This is a genomic window from Sphingobium sp. WTD-1, assembly GCF_030128825.1.
Taxonomy (GTDB): Bacteria; Pseudomonadota; Alphaproteobacteria; order Sphingomonadales; family Sphingomonadaceae; genus Sphingobium.
This window is the reverse complement of record NZ_CP119127.1, coordinates 1,018,958-1,037,350: the sequence shown is the minus strand read 5'-3', so window position 1 is coordinate 1,037,350 and position 18,393 is coordinate 1,018,958. Positions and strand designations below refer to the sequence as shown.

The following is an 18,393-nucleotide window of genomic DNA, read 5'->3' as shown; positions in this document are numbered from 1 at the left end:
CCTCTCCTACTTCTTCGCCGCGACGGCGACGGGCTTTACCTTGTCGTCGGGCTGGACCTTGTCGGTGCCCTCGACGATCAGCCGGTCGCCGGCCTTCAGGCCTGCGGTGATCAGCCATTTGTCGCCGATTGCCTGCGCGGCGGTGACGGTGCGGCGCTCGACCTTGTTGTCATTGGTCACGACCAGCGCGGTCGCATTGCCCTTGGCGTCGCGGGCGATGCCCTGCTGCGGCGCCAGGATCGCGCCGGGCACGACCGACTGGGGCGCAACGACGCGCACGAACATGCCGGGCAGCAGCATGCCGTCGGGATTGGGGAAGCGCGCGCGCAGCGTCACCGTGCCGCTGTCGACATCGACGATCGGCTCGGCAAATTCGATCCGCCCTTCCAGCGGATATTCGGTGCCGTCGTCCAGCTTCAACCGGATCGTCGCGCTGGCCGGCAGCGTCTTGCCCGCCGCCAGCGATCGCCGCAGCTGCAGCAACTGGCTGCTCGACTGGGTGACGTCGACATAGATGGGGTCGAGCTGCTGGATCGTCGTCAGCGGATCGGTCTGGCTGGCGGTTACAAGCGCACCGGGCGTGAAGAGGGTGCGGCCGATCCGGCCGCTGATCGGCGCACGCACCTGGGTGAAGGTCAGGTTCACATTGGCGGTGTCGAGCGAGGCGCGCGCCTGGCCCACGGCGGCCGCTGCCTGGCGCGCCGTCGCGATCACATCGTCGCGGTCCTGCGCGCTCACCGCCTCGGTATCGCCCAGGCCGCGATAGCGCTGCGCCTTGGCCTGCGCCGCCACCGCCGTCGCCTGCGCGCTCACCAGCGCCGCCTGCGCCTCGTCGCGCGACGCGCGATAGAGCCGCTCGTCAATCTGGTAGAGCGGCTGGCCGGCCGTCACCATCGAACCTTCGGTGAACAGCCTTTTCTGGATCACGCCGGTGATCTGCGGCCGGACTTCCGACTGCATGGTCGACACGGTGCGCGCCGGCAATTCGGACGAGACGGTCACATTCTGTGCCGCCAGCGTCACCACGCCCACTTCCACAGGCCCTTTCTTTGGCGCCTTTTCCTGTCCGCAAGCGGTGATCAGGATGCATAATGCGATCGGTGCGACCCGGAGGCTCCGGAGCTCTGCGAAAATGGGCATGGCTTCACATCGTTACCGCCGGCAGGCAGCGCCGACGATCGCCTGATCGCGATTTGAGGCGTATCCTGCTAGACCAAGTTGATATCCTGACGCATCATCATGTCGCGTGACATCCGAACGCGTATCGCTTTGTATCGCCCTGTATCATCCCCGGTAGAGGCACAGACTTTTGCAATATCCGCCGCTAGAAGCGCAACATGGCTGACCTGTCCGATCCTCGCCGCAACAGCGTCATCGTCGTCGACGATGACGCGGATATTCGCGGTCTGATCGTCGATCAGCTGCGGCAGGAAAATTACGAGCTGCTTTCTGCATCGAACCTGGCCGAACTGCGCCAGGCCCTGCGCGACCAACCGGTCGACCTGATCGTGCTCGATCTCAACCTGCCCGATGGCGATGGCCTGTCGCTGTGCCGCGAATTGCGCGCCGAAGGATCGGGCATCCAGATCATCATGGTGACGGCGCGCGGCAGCGCGATCGACCGGGTGCTGGGGCTGGAACTGGGCGCCGACGATTATCTGACCAAGCCGTTCGAGCCGCGCGAGCTGCTGGTGCGCATCCGCAACCTGCTGCGCCGCCCCCGCGTCGAGGCCCCGGCACCCGCCGACCAATCCCGCTATGCCGTCTTCGGTCCCTGGCGGCTCGATCTGCTGCAACGCCGGCTGATCGCCCCGGACGACCGGCTGGTGATGCTGTCCTCGGCCGAATTCCGCCTGCTCTCCCGCTTCATCGAGGAACCCAATGTCGTGCTGGCGCGTGAGACGTTGCTGCCCGAACGGCGCGCCACCGCCGCCTTCGACCGCACCATCGACCTGCAGGTCAGCCGCCTGCGGCAGAAGCTGGCCGGCGCCACCGGCGGCGCCGACCTGATCCTGACCGTCCGCGGCGAAGGCTATGTCCTCGCCAGCCCGGTGCGCTACGAATGATCGGCCAGCCGGTGCAGCGCGTGCGGGATTTCTTCCGCTCGATGGCGGGGCATATCTTCGTGCTGCTGACCGTCGGCATCTCGCTCTCGGCCATCCTGGCGCTCGCCGTGTCGGAACAGGGCCGCCGCCATGATTTCGAGCGCGTCCGCCGCCAGCGCGTGCTGGCCAGTGCCTTCGACGTCGCCGACCGGCTGCGCCGCGATCCGGTGCGCGTCCAGCAGATGCTGGAAAATCACGGCATTGTCGGCGCTTCCATCGCCCCTGACGGCATCTCGATCAACGAGCCCGATCCCGATCTCGAAGCCGCGCTCGCCCGGCGTTTCGGCCCCCGCGCCCAGCCGGAGGCGGGACAGGTGCCCTTCGGCCTCTGTTTCCCGGACAAGGATGCCGGGCGCAGCCGAGCTGCCGGCCTGATCGATGCGCCCCGGCCCGATTGCTGGATCGTGCGCATGACCGATGCGACCGGCCAGCGCCGTGGCATGGCGCTCACCTTCCCGCGCCTCGCCCGGCCGCCCAGTTCCCTGTTCAGCCCCGCCTATCTGGTCGTCATCCTGCTCTCGGCCGCCGGCCTCTCCATCCTGATCGGCCGGATCGCCGCCAAGCCGCTGCGCCGCCTGTCCCAGGCCGCCGAGGCCTTTTCCGTCTCCCGCGACCCGGAGGAGATTCCCGAGCGCGGGCCGGAGGAGGTGCGCGCCGCCCTCTCCACCTTCAACCTGATGCAGCGCCGCGTCCGCGCCGGTTTCACCGAGCGGACCCAGTTGCTGGCGGCGATCAGCCATGATCTCCAGACCCCGCTCACCCGGCTGCGGCTGCGACTGGAACTGGTCGAGAATGAGGAACTGCGCGCCCGCCTGTTGCAGGATCATGAGGCGATGCAACGGCTGGTGCGCGAAGGGCTGGACCTTGCCGCCAGCACCGAGACGCATGAGGATTGGTCGGTGATCGATCTCGACTCCCTGCTCGCCAGCATGGCAGAGGATGCGCAGGAACTGGGCGCCCCGGTCCAGTTCGCCGCCGGCTGCGGCGCGTCGGTCCGGGTCAAGCCCAATGCGCTGACCCGCTGCATGAGTAATCTGGTCGACAATGCCGTCAAATATGGCGGATGCGCGGAGATCAGCTGCCTGCGCACGCCCGGCCATGTCACGATCGAGATACGCGACCATGGCCCCGGCATCCCGCCGCAGGATCTGGACCAGATGTTCGAACCCTTCACCCGCGGCGCCAGCAGCCAGCCGGGCGGCCGGCACGGCACCGGCATCGGTCTTACCATCGCCCGGTCGCTGGGCCTCAGCTTCGGTGCGATCGTCGCGCTGCGCAATGCGCCCGATGGCGGCCTGATCGCCAGTATCGAGATGAAGGCGGCCTAAACCGCGCCGACGACCATCAGCGCCAATGCCACCAGCAGTCCCCCGCGCGCCAGCCGGGGGCCATAGGTCAGCGCCAGCAGCACCGCCCCCGCCATCAGCGGCAGCAGCCCGCACCAGGTGACAATGCCGATCCCGTCGGCGCCGGCCAGGATCGCGCCGAGCAGCGACAGGGCAATCGCGCCCCAGCCGAGCAGCGGCAGATGCCGGGCCAGCCCATGGTGCTGCCATGGGCCGAGCAGTGCCGGTCCATGCCGCGTCATCGCCGCCGCCAATGCGAAGAAGCCGATATAGAGCAGCCCCGCGACGATCATGCCGGCTGCTCCCGCATCCGCCGACGCGCCGGAGTCGGCGCATTGCGCCGCCGCACCTGCCGACGCACGATCAGCGCGAGCGCGCCGGCCATGGCCAGGAACAGAAGATTGCCGGTCAGCAGGATCGGTTCGGTCGACCAGACCGGCCCAAGCACCGCCGCCAGTACGCAGGCAAAGGTCAGCAGCCCCATCATCAGCGGCCAGCCGATGGCCGGACGCAGCGCCAGCCCGGCCAGCACGGCCGCCGCCGCCGTCCACAAGGCCACGGACACTTCCGCTTCCGGTCGGCCCGCCATGCCGATCGGCAACAGGCGATTGGCGATGAAATAGGCGACCGCGCCCAGCGGGACGCCAATGATCACACCGACATTCAGCCGTTCAAGGATGCGATTGCCGATCGAGAGCGGCTGGCGCTCGCGTCGTTTGGCGATCCACAGCACCATGCCGGTCGAGATCGCCAGCGTCAGCATCGCCCCGCCCAGCACATAGAGCCAGCGCGTCGCCATCGGCGCGAAGCGCGCCATGTGCAGGCCATAGATGACCTGATAGGTCCGCATCGCCGGCCGCCGCTCGACCCAGCTTTTGAGCAGCCGGCCCGTCGCGCCGTCAAAGCTCGCCTGCCCCCGCATATAGCCGATCGTGTCGGCATCGGACTGATAGACGGTGACGACCGATGCCGCGTCGCCGGGATTGAACACATAGACGCGGCCGACATGGCCGCCGCCAAATGCGCGCTCGGCCGCCGTCAGCATCGGTGCGATCGGCGCCAGCGACGCGGGCTTTCCGGCCGCCGGACGGGTCACCGAACCCGGCGCCAGCGCCTCGTACATCTCCATCACCTTGTCACCATAGCCGGCACTGATCGGCCAGGGCATGTTGAGCGACGCCAGCGTCAGCAGCCCGGTGAAGGTGATCATCAGGTGGAAGGGCATGGCCAGCACGCCGGTCGCATTATGTCCGTCGAGCCAGGACCGCTGGCCCTTGGCCGGGCGGAAGGTGAAGAAGTCCTTGAAGATGCGCTTGTGCGCGATGATGCCGGTGACCAGTGCGACCAGCATCACCATCGCCGCCAGCGAGGCGAGAAGCCGGCCCCAGGGATAGGGAATCTCCAGCTCGAAATGGAGGCGGTAGAAAAATTCGCCGCCCAGCGTCTCGCGCGCGACCGGCGCGCCGGTCACCGGATCGAGCGCGCGATAATGATAGTCGCTGCCCTGATCATAGGATGCCTCGACCGTATTGGCCCGGCCGTCAGGCGCGGTCAGATACCAGCCGGTGGAACCGGGCGCATTTTTCGACAGCCAGCCGGTCGCCGCGACGATCGCGCTCTTGCTATCCGCCTGCGCCGTCACTTCGGGCCGCATCCAGCGGCCGATCTCCGGCTTGAAGACGCTGAGCGTCCCGGCGAGGCACATGACGAACAGCACATAGCCCAGCAGCAGCCCGGTCCAACCATGCAGCCAGGCCATCGCCTGCCGCACGCCGTCGCGCACCATCGCCGATGCCCCGCTCATGCAAAGCCTCCGCTGGTCCAGACCAGTCCGGCCAACAATGTAGACAGCAGCACAACGCCGCCGAGCGCCACCCAGGGCCCACGCGCCAGAAAGGCCCAGACGCTGACCGCTGGCGCAAACAGATAGGAGAACATGGTCGCGACCGTCACCGCCTCCAGCCGGCCCATCGGCAGGGTACGGGCCAGCAGCATCGCCGCCAGCGCCGCCACCGCATAGGCGCCCACCGTGCCCGCAAGCGTACGCAGCGCGACATTACCGCGATAACGCCAGCCGCTACGGGCGCGCAAAGCCGCCACCTTCGTCAATAGTCGACGCTCAGCGTGAATACCGTCGTGCGCGGTGCGGCATAGAAGGCCTGGCCCCACATCAGGCTGCCCAGATATTTGGTGTTGGTGACATTCTTCACGTTCACGCTCGCCCGCAGATGATCGACCACCCGGATACCCGCCATCAGGTCGAGCACGGCATAGCTCTTCTGCTTAACGACGACATCGCCCATGTAAACATCGCCATCATAGACATCGGTCAGCGTCGTCTTGATCGCGTTCTGCCAGCGCATCTGCGCGCCCAGCTTCAGGTCGTTGAGCTGTGGCACCTGATAGGTGGTGGCTAGTTTCAGCGACTTGGTCGGCAGCCAGGTGCGGGTGTCGTTGCCCTCGTCATCCTCGATATCATATTGGGTATAGCCGCCGCTCAGCGTCCACCGGTCGGTGATCTTGCCCGCCACTTCCAGTTCGAAACCGGTCGAGGTGGTATCGACGCCGGCATAATAGCTGCCGCCGGCCTTGCCCGGACCATTTTCGTCGAAGGTGCCGGCATAGTCGGCCAGCCCCTTCTGCTTGGCGCGGAACACGGTGGCGGTGGCATAGAGGCGATCGCCGAACCAGCTGCTCTTGATGCCGCCCTCGATGCTGGTGCCCTTGGCCGGATCCAGCTTGCGATTATTCGCGTCGACCTCCGCCTGCGGATTATAGATGTCGGTATAGCTGGCATAGAGGGTGACGTTGGGCGTCACGTCATAGAGCAGGCCGAGATAGGGGCTGATCTTGTGGTCGTCGCGCGCCTGATCGGTGCCATAGGAATAGCCGGACGACTTGATCCACATCGCGCTGGCGCCGACCACGCCCTTCAGCTGGTCGGTGAAGTTGAGATGCGCCGCACCATAGAGGCGTGTCAACTCGTCGCTATATTTGGCGGCCAGATATTCGCCCGGATAATCCGGCTGGGTCACCTGCGCGCTGCCCCAGTCATAGACCGACGGATAGACCAGCGCCGTGTCCTCGGCGAAATTCTCCCACTCCTTGGCGTTCGACTTGGCGTAGGAGAGGCCCAGCACCAGCTTGTGCTCGCGGCCGAACAGGCTGAACGGGCCGGTGGCGCTGAAATCGCCCAGATATTGCTTATAGTCGGACGGGTAGATGCCCGCCATGCCATAGACGCCCTCGCCGGTTTCCTTGTCGGGATAGCCATAGGCATAGAGCAGCTTCGCATTCTCCTGGAAGCGCTTGTAGGTGAACATGCCGCTCAGCGTCCATTGGCCCATCGTATAGACCAGTTCGCCAAAACTATTCTGGTCCTTCGTGTTCCAATAGGTCCAGTCGGCCGAGGTGGTTGCCGAGCGCGCATAATCGATCCGGGTGCCGTCGGTGAAGACTAGCGGCATCGCCCCCCACAGCACGCCGTCGGCGTCATTTTCCTGGCGCGTATAACCGACCGTCGCCTTGAGATCGGGCGTAACCTGCCAAGCGACGATCGCGCCATAAACGTCGCGATTGATATGGTTATAGTCCAGATGGGTGTCGCGATCCTCATGCGCATAGATGAAGCGCGCCGACACTGTATCGGTCACCGGGACATTGACGTCGCCTTCCACGCGCCACAGGTCGCGCGAACCGACCTGGGCCGTGCCCTTGGCCTGGAACTCGTCGAGCGGCCGCTTGCGGACATAGTTGATCGTCGCCGACGGGTTGCCGATGCCGGTCATGATCGCATTGGCGCCGCGCACCGCCTCGACATTCTCGAACAGGGCGGTGTCGAGGTCGCCGAACTGGATACCCCAGGCCAGCGGCAGGCCGACACCGTCGACCTGGAAATTGGAAACATCGAAGCCGCGCGAGTTGAAATAGGTGCGGTCCGTCTCGACCCGCTCGACATTGATGCCGATCGTCTGGTCGAGCAGGTCGTTGACGTTGGTGATCGCGAAATCCTCGATCCGCTCGCGGTTGATGATCGTCACCGACTGCGGTGTCTCTCGCACCGACAGTGACAGGGCAGTGGCGGAGCTGGACGGCTGGTTGGCGGCTGTCACGACGATCCGCGACGCGTCCTCTGCGGCATTGTCCGCTGCTGCCGCGCGGGCGACATGCGGCAAGGCAACAAGCACAAAGCTGCTGCTCAACAGGAGGTGGCGCAAGGACGAGCGCATTTCGATTCCCCAATTACGATCTCTCAGCGCCGCGCGTTATGCCCCACAAGAATGCGAGTCAATCTCATTAGCGTTACAACAGCGCAGCAATCGCGCAACACGGCTGAAATTTTCGCATTTGTAGGGCGGAGCTGATCAAACATGCCCGCGCGAATGCTGTTCGCACACTCTTTTGCCGCACATATATCCGCGTCGGGTTGAAGTCATGACGGCATCACTCTGGCAGATGAATCCATTGTCATCTTCGCTGTCCAGCTTGCCGGGACAAAGCCGAGACTGGTAGGGAGACGCCTGCGACGGACAGGCATGAGGGACATAAATGGCCTATTTCCAGCGGATCGATGACCGCCATTTTGTACCAACCGAACATGTTGGCGGTGCCTGGAATATCGCGGAACAGCATGTTGCCCCCGCCTTCGGTTTGTTGGCCCATGCGATTGAACGCGACGGCCATCTGCGGCGCGCCGACCCGTTGCAACTTGGCCGTCTATCCTATGACATATTGGGAACCATCAACCTGGCCCCGGTGCGTATCGACGTCACCCTGCTTCGCCCCGGCCGAACGATCGAACTGGTGGAAGCGCGCCTGGTCCAGAACGACCGACCCGCCATCATCCTGCGTGCCTGGCTCGCCGCTGCCTATGACACCGCAGCGATCGCAGGCACTGGCTTGTCACCCATTCCCGGTCCCGAAACCATGGCGCCATGGGACGGCACCGGCGAATGGCCCGGCGGTTTCATTGCCAGCATTGACGCCCATCGCCAGTCTACCGCACCCGGCCGCGCCATCGGCTGGATTCGCACGCCCCATGCGCTGATCGAGGATGAAGCGGTATCGCCGCTCGCCCGCGCCATGGGGCTGGTCGATACCGCCAATGGCCTGGCGCCCCTGGTATCGACTGCCGACGCCGCCTTCCCCAATCTCGACCTGACCGCCCATATCTTTCGCGCGCCAGCAGGCGAGTGGGTAGGCTTTGATGTCTCCGTCTCCTTTGGCGCCGATGGCATCGGCCTGACCCACACCATTCTGCACGACCGGAATGGGCCGCTGGGCACCGTCTCGCAATGGCTGACGATCCGCCCGCGCTGATCAGCCGGCGAACAATCCTGCCTCGAATGCGGCGCGATCCAGTTGTTCGCGGAAGTCGGGATGGGCGATGGCGATCAAGGCCTTGGCCCGCTGCCCCACCGACTTGCCCTTGAGGTCGGCCAGGCCATATTCGGTGACGATCAGATGCGTGTCCATGCGCGGCGTCGTGACCGGTCCGTCGAGACGCGGGGTAATGCGGGAAATCGTGCCCTTGGCGGCAGTGGAATGACAGGCGATGATCGATCGTCCACCACGCGAAGCATAGGCGCCGCGTACGAAATCCACCTGTCCGCCGGTGCCGCTGAACTGTCGCCCGTTGACGAATTCGGAATTGCAGGCGCCATGGAAATCGACCTGCAGCGTCGCGTTCACCGACACCATATTGTCGTTGCGCGCGATCACGGACGGATTATTCACATAATCGACCGGATGCGCCTCGACCGCAGGATTGTCGTGCAGGAAATCATAGAGCGCCTGATCGCCGAGCGCGAAGGTGTAGATCGCCTTCCCAGCGTGGATCTGCTTGCGGCTATTGTCGACCACGCCCGACTGCATCAGTCCGGCAAGGCCCGTGGTCATCATCTCGGTATGGATGCCCAAATGCCGATGATTGGCCAACCCCGCGCACACCGCCTCAGGCAGCGCGCCGATCCCCATCTGCAGGCAATCGCCATCGCGGATCAGACCGGCGACGGTAGCGCCGATCGCGTCGTCGATCGCCGTGCGGGTGATGGCCGGCAGCGTCGGCAATGCGCCATCATGCTCGACCAGCGCGGTTACCGCCGACAGGGGGATCATGCAGTCGCCCTGGACATAGGGCATATGCGCATTCACCTCTAGGATGATCCGGGTGCCGGGCTTGCGCGCCACCGCCAGCGCATAGTCGACATCGGTTCCCAGGCTGAAATTGCCGTCGGCATCCATCGGCGCGACCGTCGCGATCAGCGTGTCGACGCCGACATGCTCGACCATGGCGCGCGGTACCTGGCTGAAATGACAGGGCAGGAAATCGACCATCGGCAGATGCGCCTCGCCATGCTGGCGATCCAGCATCCGTTCGACGCCGCCATGGAACAGGCTCATCGGCGTGATCCGGTCGCGCAGCGCGAAGTCGAACACACTGGCCCCGGCGATCCCGGTGCAGAGCATATAATAGATACGCAGATCGGCGACAGAACCGGACCGGGCGCGCTCAGCCAGGGCGGCAAGCAAAGCGGGCGGCTGGCCCGTCCCCAATGCCATGCAGATCTTGGCGCCCGACGGGATCAGCGCCGCCGCCTCCTGCGCCGAACGCCGTGTCTGCTGATATAATGCCTGATCGCCCTTTGGGGTCATGGATCGCCTCTCTCCTGTGGTCGATCCCTGACATATAGCGGCCGACGCGTGTTTCACCACGCGGCAAAAGGACCAAGGGCGGGTCCGGTTGCCCGGCCCGCCCTTGCCCTCTCCTCCCCAGGAGACGCGTCAGCCCATGGTCGGGATGACGAAGCTCTGATCCAGCACCGCGCCGCCGCTCGGCCAGCGCTGGGTCACGGTCTTGACCCGCGTGTAGAAACGCACGCCGTCCATGCCATATTGGTTCATGTCGCCGAAGCCCGAGCGCTTCCAGCCGCCAAAGCTGTGATAGCTGACCGGTACCGGGATCGGCACGTTGATCCCGACCATGCCGACTTCGACATTGGCGCAGAAGCGGCGCGCGAAATCGCCATTGCGGGTGAAGAGCGCGACGCCGTTGCCATATTGATGTTTGGTCGGATAGCTGATCGCTTCCTCGAAGGTCTCGGCACGGACCATCTGCAGGACGGGACCGAAAATCTCTTCCTGATAGCTTTTCATCTGCGGCGTTACGCGGTCGAGCAGGGTCGGGGCGAGGAAGAAGCCATCCTCATAGCCCTGCAGCGCGAAGCCGCGGCCGTCGATCACCAGTTCGGAGCCTTCATCGACCGCCATCTGGATATAATTTTCGATCCGCGCCTTGTGCGCGGCGCTGACCACCGGGCCATAATGGGCATCGGGATCGCTCGGCACGCCGACGCGCAGCCCGGCGATACCCGCCTCCAGCTTGGCACGCAGCGCCACCGCGGTCTGCTCGCCCACCGGCACCACCACCGGCAGCGCCATGCAACGCTCGCCCGCCGAACCATAGGCCGCACCGAGAATGTCGGCGACCGCCTGATCCAGATCGGCGTCGGGCATGACGATGCCGTGATTCTTGGCGCCGCCCATGCACTGCATCCGCTTGCCGTTCGAAGCGCCACGGCCATAGACATATTGGGCGATGTCGGACGAGCCGACGAAGCTGACCGCCTTGATCGCGGGATGATCGAGGATCGCGTCCACCACCTGCTTGTCGCCATGGACGACGTTCAGAATACCGGCCGGCAGCCCCGCCTCCATCGCCAGTTCGGCAAGACGGACCGGGACAGAGGGATTGCGCTCGCTGGGCTTCAGGATGAAGGCATTGCCGCAGGCGATTGCCGGGGCGAACATCCACATCGGGATCATCGCCGGGAAGTTGAACGGGGTGATGCCGGCCGCGATGCCGATCGGCTGACGCAGCGAATAGACGTCGATGCCCGGACCTGCCCCCTCAGTATATTCGCCCTTCAGCAGATGCGGGATGCCACAGGCAAATTCGACCACGTCGAGGCCGCGCTGGATATCACCCTTGGCATCGGAATGGACCTTGCCATGCTCGACAGACAGCAGTTCGGCCAGCTCGTCCATATGCTGTTCGATCAGCGCCTTGAGGTTGAACATCACGCGGGCGCGGCGCTGCGGGTTCATCGCCGCCCAGGCGGGTTGCGCGGCCTGCGCATTGGCGACCGCTTCATCCAGTTCGCTGGGTGCGGACAGGCGGACCTGCGCCTGCACCTGGCCGGTGGCGGGGTTGAAGATGTCGCCCAGGCGCGTCGACGCCGATGCGCGATGCTGCCCCCCGGTGAAATTGTCGACTATGCGCATGCTGCCCTCTCGAAACGGATCGGGTCGGCCATAAAGGAGGATCGGAAGGGTCGGAACCGGCCAGCCGATTTGATCGCGGGGACGGTGGATCGGCGCTGCGCTTGCCCGGTCGGCGCTTCTTTCGCATGGCTCGTTCATCGACAGCGGAGCGAGCATGGCCGGGACAGGAGCAGGACGGCGGATCACCGCCGCAGGATGGGATATACGCTGGGACGCCGATCAGGCAGCGCAGGCCTATGCCGATGGCTGGTGGCGTTCGGACACCGCCGCCGATGCGTTGGCGAACGCCGCCCGCGATACGCCCGACCGCATCCTGCTGATCGACGGCGATCATTGCCTGACCGCTGCGGGCCTGCACGATCAGGCACAGCGTCTGGCGCAGGCCTTGCTGGCGCGCTTCCCGGTCGCCAGCGTCATATCCTTCATGCTGCCCAACTGGCAGGAGGCGGCGGTCATCTACATGGGCGCGACGCTCGCCGGCATGGTCGCCAATCCGATCCTGCCGTCGCTGCGCGACCATGATCTGCGCTTCATCCTGGCGGATGTGGACAGCCGGATGATCTTTGTGCCGGAACGCTTCCGCGGTCATGATTATGGCGCGATGCTGGAACGGGTGGCGACGGAGATGGAAAGGCCGCCGGAGATCGTCATCGTTCGGGCGGAAGATGGCAAAGTTTGCGCGTATGACGCCCTGTTGTCTTCGGCTCCGGCCGGCCAGCCGCTGCCCGCGCTGGACGCCGACGAGGTGCGGATGGTGATGTATACCAGCGGCACCACCGGCCGGCCCAAGGGGGTGATGCACAGCCATAATTCGATCAATGCGCTGATCCGCCAGATCGGCCGCCACTGGCTGGTCGAACCAGGCGACCGTTTCCTGGTGCCGTCGCCGATCAGCCATATCGGCGGGTCGATCTATGCGTTCGAGACGCCGCTGCTGCTGGGCGCGACGGCGATCCTGATGGAGCAGTGGAACCCGGATGACGCGGTGCGGATCATGGCCGAGGCCGATTGCACCCATATGGCCGGGGCCACCCCCTTCCTGCAGCATCTGCTGGCGGCGGCGCGCGCGGCGGATACGCGGCTGCCCGCGCTCAAATTGTTCATCTGTGGCGGGGCGTCGGTGCCGCCGGCGCTGATCCGCGAAGCGACCAGCTATTTCGAGCAGGCGGTGGTCAGCCGCGTCTATGGATCGACCGAATTGCCGGTCACGACCGTCGGCGTGATCGACCGGGCCGATGTCACCCATGCCGCCGAGACCGACGGCCGCCCCGGCATCGCCATCGTCCGCATCGCGCCGGATGGCGAGATTCGCGCGCGCGGGCCGCAGATGATGGTCGGCTATATCCACAAGGCGGATGAGGCCGCGAGCTTCGATCCGGACGGCTATTATCGCAGCGGCGACCAGGGTGCCTGGGTCGATGGCGACCATCTGGTAGTGACCGGCCGGATCAAGGATCTGATCATCCGCAATGGGGAGAATATCGCGCCCAAGGAGATCGAGGACCTGCTGGTGGGCCATGACGCCATTGCCGAGATCGCGATCGTCGGCGTCCCCGACGCGCGCACCGGCGAGCGGGCGGTGGCGGTGATCGTGCCGCGCCCCGGCGCCACGCCCGACGTCGCCGCGCTGGCCGCGCATCTGGCCGGCCATGGCGTCGCCCGCTTCAAATATCCCGAGGCGGTGGCGCTGTGGGACGCGCTGCCCAAGAATGACGCCGGCAAGGTGCTGAAGCAGCAGATCCGCGCACGGCTGGTGGAAGAGGCCGCACCGGCAACGTCGTAGGACAATTGGTCCGCTGGCCGCGCGCCCGCCGATCGGGCATGGGCGCGCCATGTTGCGTCCCGCCTCCGCCGCCCTGCTGCTGACCCTGAGCCTGATCGGCTGTGCCGACGATCGCCGCGCCGAGCGGTTGAAGGCGGCCGGCCCCAATCCGACGCTGGAAAAGCTGATGACGGTGGCTGACGCCAAGGCCGGCGCCCGGCTGTTCGGCACCTGCGCCGCCTGCCACACCAGCAGCGCCGGCGGCCCCGATACGGGCGGACCCAATCTGCACGGCATTTACGGCCAGCCGATCGGCCAGCACAGCGCCCGGTTCGGCTATACCGCCGCGTTGCGCGCCAAGGGCGGCGTTTGGGACGACAAGGCACTCGACGCCTGGATCGCCAATCCGCAGCGCTTCGTGCCCGGCACCAAGATGCAGTTCAGCGGCATCCCCGACCCGCTCGCGCGCGCCGACCTGATCGCCTATCTGCGCAGCCTGTCGGACTGACCGGCCCCGCCAAAGATACGAATTTTTGGGGGTAGCTGGCGCACCGGCGGCTTCGTACATCTGGCGCCATGACCAGCGGGATGACAGACGGCCTTTGGGCGCTGACCGAGAAGGAAAAGCAGACGCTGCGCCTGATGGTCCGGGGCCATGACGCGAAATCGATCGCGCGCAGCCTGGACCTGTCGGTCCATACCATCAACGAACGGCTGCGCGATGCCCGGCGCAAGATGGCAGTGTCGAGCAGCCGCGAGGCCGCCCGGCTGTTGCTGGAAGCCGAAGGCACGCCCGAGGCATCACCCCCCGATTTTCTGGGGGACAGGCTATTGGGGGCAGACGCCGCCCCGGTCGAAGCGGATCAGGACGAGGCGCCGGTCGTCGGCGTGAGGCCGGCCGATCGCCGGCGCCCGATCCTTCCTGGAGTGCTTCTCATGACTTTTGTCCTTGGCCTGCTGGCGCTCGCCGCCCTGCCCGATGCCGCCCCCACACCGCAAGCGATGCCGGCCGCCGCCCAGGCGCATAATGCCGAGGTCGTCGACGCCGCACGCCAATGGCTGGCGCTGATCGACCAGGATAAATGGGCCGAAAGCTATCGCGGCACCGGCAGCGCTTTCCAGAAACTCAATACGGTGCAGGTCTGGACGGAGGTGTCGCAGACGATGCGCGGCCGGTTCGGCACCCTCCAGTCCCGCAGCCTGCTGAGCCAGGAGGAACTGCCGGCCCCGCCCCATGGCTATGAAGTGGTGAAGTTTCGCGCCAGCTACGCCAATCAGGCACAGGCGATCGAGACGGTGACGCTGGATCGCGAAAATGGCGCCTGGCGCGTGGTCGGCGTGACGATCGAATAAGGCGGACAGGGGCGCGTATCGGCGCGCCCTTCATGCCCCCGCCGCCGGCGGCTGCCCCAGCCGGAAAAACAGCGCGAGTTGCAGGCTTTCCGCAATACGCTGCGCCTTGTCCTGCAAGGCGGCGGCCGCCGCCGGACCCATGACGGCATCGGTCGTCTGCGACCAGAGATTCAGCCAATGGTCGAACAGGGCGGGCGTGATCCGGTCGCGATGCGCCATATGCACCGGGACGGGCTGCCCCTTGTAGCGGCCCGATGACAGCATCACCGACGACCAGAAATCGACCAGCCGGTCGATATGCGCCGGCCAGTCGTCCACGGCATCGTTGAAGATCGGACCAAGCCGGTCGTCCGCGCGGACGCGGGCATAGAAGCTTTCGACCAGATGGCGCAGGCTGGCCTCGTCGATCCGTTCCGCCTTCATGGATTGCGACTCCGCACGGGGATGCCCGAGCCATAGCGCATCGACCGCCGGGATTCGACTGGCCGGATTCGACCGGCCGGGTTCGACCTGACCGCGCGCGCTATTCCCCCGCGACGGCGCGGCCGAAGCTGTAGCGGATATGGTCGACATGGCCCTCCAGCCCGAAGACCAGCGGATCCTGGCTGTCCATGATCGCGTCGATCCGGGCGCCGACATCCTCCGGCGTCCAGCTGGGCTGATAGACGCCCTTGCTCTCGGCGATGAACGCGCGGGCGACGCGGCCGGCGATCGACACCAGCATCTCGCCCGTGACCGAGCAGCTTTCATGCGCCAGCCAGGCAACGACCGGCGAGACCAGTTCCGGCCCCATCGGCGGATATTGGGAGATATCCAGCCCCTCGGCCATGCGGGTGACGGCGCCGGGCACGATGATGTTGGATTTGACCCCTTCGGCCTCCCCCTCCAGCGCCAGCACATTGTTGAGGCCGATCATGCCCGATTTGGACATGCCATAATTGACGCAATCGCGATTGCCATAGAGGCCGCCGATCGAGCTGGTGAGGACGATCCGGCCATAGCGCGCCTTGCACATATGCGGGAAGGCAGCGCGGGCGACATGGAAGGCGCCGCGCAGATGGACGTCCAGCACGGCGTCGAAATCTTCCTGGCTGAGCGCCTGCATCGAGCCGTAGCGGACATTGCCGGCATTGTGGATCAGCCCGTCGATCCGGCCATAATGGTCGAGCGCCGCCTCTATGATGGCACGGCCACCCTCCGGCGTGGCGACGCTGTCGGTCGAGACGATCGCTTCGCCGCCCTGCGCCTTGATCGCGGCGACCACTTCGGCCGCCGGGCCAGCATCGATCCCCTCGCCGCGCACGGCGCTACCCGGATCATTGACCACGACCCTGGCCCCGCGTGCGCCGAGCAGTTCCGCATAGGCGCGGCCAAGCCCCCGCCCGGCACCGGTGATGACGATGACGCGATCGTCGTAGCGCAGTTCGGACATGAGCGGGCCTTTCGCTGGATTATGCAGATGATGGCGCAGGGGTGACGCGGCGCGCGCGCGGGTTCAAGCCGGGGCGGCGAGGCATCGCCACGGCGGTTCGCCGATGCCCGGCGAAGCGGATAAGAGCGGGGCAGGACAGAGCAGAGGACAGGATAGATGCAGGTAGCGATCATCACCGGGGCGGGCAGCGGCATCGGGCTCTGCACGGCGAAGATGCTGCATGATGCCGGCATGGCGATCGTCGGCGTCGGTCGCGATCCGGCCAAGCTGGCGACGCTGGAGAGCGAAATCGGCGATCCGGCGCGGGTCGCCACCCTGTCCATCGACGTGACGCAGGATGATGCGCCGGCGCAGATCGTGCAGCTGGCGCTCGACCGCTTCGGCCGCATCGATTTCCTGGTCAACAATGCCGGCGCGGGCAGCCCCAAGCCGCTGCACGAGACCGACGACGCCACGCTGGACGGGTTCCTGGACCTCATGCTGCGCGCACCCTTCCGCCTGGCGCGCGAGGCGATCGTCCATATGGGCGAGGGCTGCGGCATCGTGAACGTCACCTCCACCTATGCGGTGATCGGCGGGCGGCGCGGCGGCGCCTATTCGGCGGCCAAGGGCGGGCTGGACGCGCTGACCAAGCATATCGCCTGCGATTACGGCCCGCAGGGCATCCGCGCCAATTGCGTCGCGCCGGGCGTCACCATGACCGACATGGTGCGCCACCGCTTCGAGGACGAGATGTTCAAGCGGGTGAATGTGGAAACCACCCCCTTCCCGCGGCTGGGCGAGGTAGAGGATGTGGCCAGCACCATCGCCTTCCTTTGTTCGCCCGGCGCCGCCTTCATCAACGGCCAGACGATCGTGGTGGATGGCGGCTGGACATCGACCAAATATCTCTCGCCGCGCGCGCTGACGACGAAATGGGTCGAGGCGGAGTAAGGCTACTCTTTGGCCCGCCGCTCGGTTAGGGCGGGCCATGGCCGATGTCCCGATCCTCTATTCCTTCCGCCGCTGTCCCTATGCGATGCGGGCGCGGCTGGCGATGCTGGTGAGCGGACAGGCGGTGGCGCATCGCGAAATCCTGCTGCGCGCCAAGCCGGCGGCGATGTTGGCCGCCTCGCCCAAGGGGACGGTGCCGGTGCTGGTCCTGGCCGATGGTCGGGTGATCGACGAGAGTCTGGAGATCATGCGCTGGGCGCTGGGGCAGAATGACCCAGAGGCGTGGCTGGCGGACGACGACGGGGCGCTGATCGCGGCCAATGACGGGCCGTTCAAACGGCATCTCGATCGCTACAAATATGCCGAGCGCCATGGCAGCGACCCGATCGCGCATCGGACCGAGGCGGCCGGTTTGCTGGAGGCATTGGAGGCACGGTTACGCGATCAGGCCCAGCTTTGCGGCGCGCGGCGGACATTGGCCGACATGGCGATCTTTCCGTTCGTGCGGCAGTTCGCGGCGGTCGAGCCGGACTGGTTTGCCGCGCAGCCCTGGGCCGCGTTGCGCGGCTGGCTGGCCGGGCATCTGGAATCCGAGCTGTTCGCTCAAGCCATGGTGCGGCACCCGCTATGGATGGAAGCGGAGGCCGATTAGGCCGGGCCGCAGCAGGCGTCGAGGCAGATCTGGCGCAACAGGGCGATGACGTCGCGATGCTGTTCGACCGGGATGGAGCGACCGATCCGCGCCTCATGCGCGTCGAACGCCGCACAGACCCTGTCGTGCAGCACCAGCCCCTCCGTCGTCAGCGATAGCGGGATCGCGCGGCCCTTGCCCGCCCCCTTTGCCAATAGGCCAGACAGCGCCAGCTTGTTGATGAGCGGCACCAGATTGGCCGGCTGGGCGCGCAGCGCACGGGCAATGTCGCTCTGGGTACAGCCCGGATTGGCACCGATCAGCCGCAGCAAGGTCGCTTCGCCCGGATTGAGGCCAAGCGGCGCCATCGCCTCGGCAAGCGCGCCGGTGACCGCCGCCGCCGTGCGGCGCAGATGAAAGCCCAGCATCGCGTCGAGCGGGTCGGTGAAGGCGCTGTCGGGATCGATCGTCACCGCGCCGGTCTAGCCCCCTTGCCGTGCAGGCTCAAGCCTGTATGTTATATATCATAACATAAGATGGAGAGGAAC

18 protein-coding genes are annotated in these 18,393 nt (G+C 66.0%); 8 read left to right on the top strand and 10 right to left on the bottom strand.

What is annotated here, in order from left to right; all coding sequences use genetic code 11:
* Positions 1–6: 6 nt before the first annotated feature.
* Entirely contained in the window at positions 7–1,140 is a 1,134-nt protein-coding gene (locus N6H05_RS05150; protein WP_284112953.1) for an efflux RND transporter periplasmic adaptor subunit, read from the bottom strand.
* 197 nt (positions 1,141–1,337) lie between these two features.
* Here N6H05_RS05150 and N6H05_RS05145 point away from each other — a divergent pair, with 197 nt between their 5' ends.
* Complete coding sequence (locus N6H05_RS05145) at positions 1,338–2,066, top strand: response regulator (RefSeq protein ID WP_284112952.1); 729 nt, start codon at positions 1,338–1,340, stop codon at positions 2,064–2,066.
* Positions 2,063–3,433: an ATP-binding protein gene (locus tag N6H05_RS05140; RefSeq protein WP_004209099.1), complete on the top strand. Its 1,371-nt coding sequence runs from the start codon at positions 2,063–2,065 to the stop codon at positions 3,431–3,433. Before N6H05_RS05145 ends, N6H05_RS05140 begins: the two co-directional genes overlap by 4 nt.
* On the opposite strand, the gene N6H05_RS05135 is transcribed toward N6H05_RS05140, so the two are convergent.
* Genes N6H05_RS05135 through N6H05_RS05120 form a run of 4 tightly spaced genes read right to left on the bottom strand, consistent with a single transcriptional unit; the run spans position 3,430 to position 7,680 of the window.
* Positions 3,430–3,744 (bottom strand): DUF3325 domain-containing protein, encoded by a 315-nt coding sequence (locus tag N6H05_RS05135; protein ID WP_284112950.1) that lies wholly within the window; start codon positions 3,742–3,744, stop codon positions 3,430–3,432. The genes N6H05_RS05140 and N6H05_RS05135 overlap by 4 nt on opposite strands.
* Positions 3,741–5,255 (bottom strand): PepSY-associated TM helix domain-containing protein, encoded by a 1,515-nt coding sequence (locus N6H05_RS05130; RefSeq protein ID WP_284112949.1) that lies wholly within the window; start codon positions 5,253–5,255, stop codon positions 3,741–3,743. The genes N6H05_RS05135 and N6H05_RS05130 overlap by 4 nt, the downstream gene beginning before the upstream one ends.
* Positions 5,252–5,551, bottom strand: coding sequence for a ketohydroxyglutarate aldolase (locus N6H05_RS05125; protein WP_284114170.1), 300 nt, complete (start codon positions 5,549–5,551; stop codon positions 5,252–5,254). The genes N6H05_RS05130 and N6H05_RS05125 overlap by 4 nt, the downstream gene beginning before the upstream one ends.
* A 5-nt stretch (positions 5,552–5,556) precedes the next feature.
* Positions 5,557–7,680, bottom strand: coding sequence for a TonB-dependent siderophore receptor (locus tag N6H05_RS05120; RefSeq protein WP_284112948.1), 2,124 nt, complete (start codon positions 7,678–7,680; stop codon positions 5,557–5,559).
* 319 nt (positions 7,681–7,999) lie between these two features.
* On the opposite strand from N6H05_RS05120, the gene N6H05_RS05115 reads away from it, so the two are divergent.
* Positions 8,000–8,770, top strand: coding sequence for a thioesterase family protein (locus N6H05_RS05115; RefSeq protein WP_284112946.1), 771 nt, complete (start codon positions 8,000–8,002; stop codon positions 8,768–8,770).
* On the opposite strand, the gene N6H05_RS05110 is transcribed toward N6H05_RS05115, so the two are convergent.
* Both N6H05_RS05110 and N6H05_RS05105 read right to left on the bottom strand, forming a co-directional pair.
* Positions 8,771–10,105 (bottom strand): acetyl-CoA hydrolase/transferase family protein, encoded by a 1,335-nt coding sequence (locus tag N6H05_RS05110; protein WP_284112945.1) that lies wholly within the window; start codon positions 10,103–10,105, stop codon positions 8,771–8,773.
* 129 nt (positions 10,106–10,234) lie between these two features.
* Complete coding sequence (locus N6H05_RS05105; protein WP_284112944.1) at positions 10,235–11,734, bottom strand: CoA-acylating methylmalonate-semialdehyde dehydrogenase; 1,500 nt, start codon at positions 11,732–11,734, stop codon at positions 10,235–10,237.
* A 154-nt stretch (positions 11,735–11,888) separates the two neighbouring features.
* Here N6H05_RS05105 and N6H05_RS05100 point away from each other — a divergent pair, with 154 nt between their 5' ends.
* The 3 genes from N6H05_RS05100 to N6H05_RS05090 all read left to right on the top strand — a co-directional run bounded on the left by N6H05_RS05100 (position 11,889) and on the right by N6H05_RS05090 (position 14,849).
* On the top strand, positions 11,889–13,517 hold the full coding sequence (locus N6H05_RS05100) for an AMP-binding protein (RefSeq protein WP_284112943.1): 1,629 nt from the start codon (positions 11,889–11,891) through the stop codon (positions 13,515–13,517).
* A 49-nt stretch (positions 13,518–13,566) separates the two neighbouring features.
* Positions 13,567–14,004: a c-type cytochrome gene (locus N6H05_RS05095; protein ID WP_004209113.1), complete on the top strand. Its 438-nt coding sequence runs from the start codon at positions 13,567–13,569 to the stop codon at positions 14,002–14,004.
* Positions 14,005–14,072: 68 nt separating this feature from the next.
* Positions 14,073–14,849, top strand: a complete 777-nt coding sequence (locus N6H05_RS05090; RefSeq protein WP_284112942.1) for a helix-turn-helix domain-containing protein — start codon at positions 14,073–14,075, stop codon at positions 14,847–14,849.
* 30 nt (positions 14,850–14,879) lie between these two features.
* Here N6H05_RS05090 and N6H05_RS05085 read toward each other — a convergent pair whose 3' ends face one another.
* Together N6H05_RS05085 and N6H05_RS05080 are read right to left on the bottom strand one after the other, a co-directional pair.
* Positions 14,880–15,272, bottom strand: coding sequence for a group III truncated hemoglobin (locus N6H05_RS05085; RefSeq protein WP_284112940.1), 393 nt, complete (start codon positions 15,270–15,272; stop codon positions 14,880–14,882).
* A gap of 100 nt (positions 15,273–15,372) precedes the next feature.
* Entirely contained in the window at positions 15,373–16,281 is a 909-nt protein-coding gene (locus tag N6H05_RS05080; protein WP_284112939.1) for an SDR family NAD(P)-dependent oxidoreductase, read from the bottom strand.
* 156 nt (positions 16,282–16,437) lie between these two features.
* Here N6H05_RS05080 and N6H05_RS05075 point away from each other — a divergent pair, with 156 nt between their 5' ends.
* Positions 16,438–17,214, top strand: coding sequence for an SDR family NAD(P)-dependent oxidoreductase (locus N6H05_RS05075; RefSeq protein WP_284112938.1), 777 nt, complete (start codon positions 16,438–16,440; stop codon positions 17,212–17,214).
* A 37-nt stretch (positions 17,215–17,251) separates the two neighbouring features.
* Complete coding sequence (locus N6H05_RS05070) at positions 17,252–17,866, top strand: glutathione S-transferase (protein ID WP_284112937.1); 615 nt, start codon at positions 17,252–17,254, stop codon at positions 17,864–17,866.
* Here N6H05_RS05070 and N6H05_RS05065 read toward each other — a convergent pair.
* Complete coding sequence (locus N6H05_RS05065) at positions 17,863–18,318, bottom strand: MarR family winged helix-turn-helix transcriptional regulator (protein WP_284112936.1); 456 nt, start codon at positions 18,316–18,318, stop codon at positions 17,863–17,865. The two genes, N6H05_RS05070 and N6H05_RS05065, sit on opposite strands and share 4 nt — an antisense overlap.
* Between the last annotated feature and the right edge of the window lie 75 nt (positions 18,319–18,393).